This is a genomic window from Streptococcus oralis, from assembly GCF_001578945.1.
In the GTDB taxonomy this organism is placed as follows: domain Bacteria; phylum Bacillota; class Bacilli; order Lactobacillales; family Streptococcaceae; genus Streptococcus; species Streptococcus oralis_Q.
Genome location: NZ_KQ969551.1, coordinates 135,619 through 137,291, shown reverse-complemented (window position 1 = coordinate 137,291; position 1,673 = coordinate 135,619). Strand labels below are relative to the sequence as shown.

The 1,673-nt window shown below is 46.7% G+C and carries 2 protein-coding genes; both read right to left on the bottom strand.

Annotated elements, in window-relative coordinates:
- Positions 1–739 (bottom strand): chorismate synthase (gene aroC / locus SORDD16_RS03360; RefSeq protein ID WP_081215123.1); only part of this gene is annotated, 739 nt, incomplete at its 3' end.
- Between the two features lie 9 nt (positions 740–748).
- A partial coding sequence (gene aroB / locus SORDD16_RS03355; RefSeq protein WP_241733955.1) for a 3-dehydroquinate synthase occupies positions 749–1,673 on the bottom strand: 925 nt, incomplete at its 5' end.

The window sequence follows — 1,673 nt, the reverse complement described above, 5'->3', positions numbered from 1 at the left end:
CCGCTTGGGCCAATCTGGCATCTAATTTTCTGTCCCATTGAACATAGGAACCGAGACCAACTGGAACACCTCCGACGACTGTCTCCACAACCCCACCGATGGTATCACCGTCACGCTTTATTTGGTCAATATAGTCCTTGATTTCCTGTTCTCGTTCTTGGTTGACAATAGAAACTTCAGACTGGGCAGCTCGTTCCTTAATCTCAGCAACTGTCAGATTTTCAGGTACATCGATTTCCTTGCCACCAAAGACTACGACATGGTTGGCAATCTCCATATCTAGCTCAGCCAAGAGGCGTTTAGCTACTGCCCCAACTGCCACCCTCATAGTTGTTTCACGAGCTGATGAGCGCTCCAAAGAATTTCGCAAATCATCAAAACGGTACTTGATGCCCCCTACCAAGTCGGCGTGACCTGGACGAGGATGAGTGATTTTCCGTTTGCTTTTAAGCCGGTCTTCAATGTCTTCAGCAGACATGATATCCAGCCATTTCTGGTGGTCCTTATTGATGACATCCATGGTAATAGGAGCCCCTGTCGTCTTCCCGTGGCGAACGCCCGAAGTAAAGACAACCTGGTCACTCTCAATCTTCATACGACCACCACGACCATAGCCACCCTGACGGCGTTTAAGGTCTCCGTTAATATCCTCCACTGTCAAAGGAAGTCCAGCTGGAATTCCTTCAATAATAGCTGTTAGACGGGGGCCGTGTGATTCTCCTGCAGTTAAATATCTCATAGGTTCTCCTTATTTTACCAAGTAGTCTTTCATCTCTTCCAGAGAAACTGGGTGAATGGTCGCTGAACCAAGTTCTGGTACCAAGACCAATTTCAAGGTATTGCCACGCGCCTTCTTGTCATGAGTCAAAGCCTGATAAAGCTTGTCTACATCCCAGTTTTCATAGTCAACAGGTAGTCCAAATTTCTGACAAATCTCTGTGATGGACTGGGTTATTCCTTCTGGCATAAGTCCTTTTCCCTCAGCAACCTTGGAAATCTGCACCATTCCCATAGCCACAGCCTCGCCATGCATGACCTTGCCATAACCGGCAGTCGCTTCAATAGCATGGCCAATAGTGTGGCCAAAATTGAGGTAAAGGCGAACACCGTTGTCCAACTCATCCTCAACCACCATCTTGCGCTTGACCTGACAAGAATGTTCAATCAAAGTCTCTGCATGTTCCAGTATACTCTCTACAGAACCATCTAGCTCCGTCAAGAGAGCCCAAAGTTCTGGGTCCTCAATCAAGCCGTACTTGATGACCTCACCCATTCCTTCAATCAACTCTCTCTTTCCAAGTGTTTCAAGGACAAGTGGATCGATTAGAACCCCATCTGGTTGGGCAAAAGTACCTACCATATTCTTAGCAAATGGAGTGTTAACACCTGTCTTTCCACCGATAGAAGAATCAACCTGGGCTGTTAAACTAGTCGGAATCTGAACAAAGTGAATGCCCCGCATATAGGTAGAGGCCACAAAACCAGCCAGGTCCCCAACGACACCTCCACCAAGAGCCACGATCCCATCGCTACGAGTTAAACCTTGCTTGACTAGAAATTCATAGACCTTCTGAACAGTGGTTAAATTCTTTCTTTCCTCACCCTCCAAAAAGTCAAAAACAGCTACCTGAAAACCAGCATCTTCTAGGCTAAGTTTAACCTTCTCTGCATAG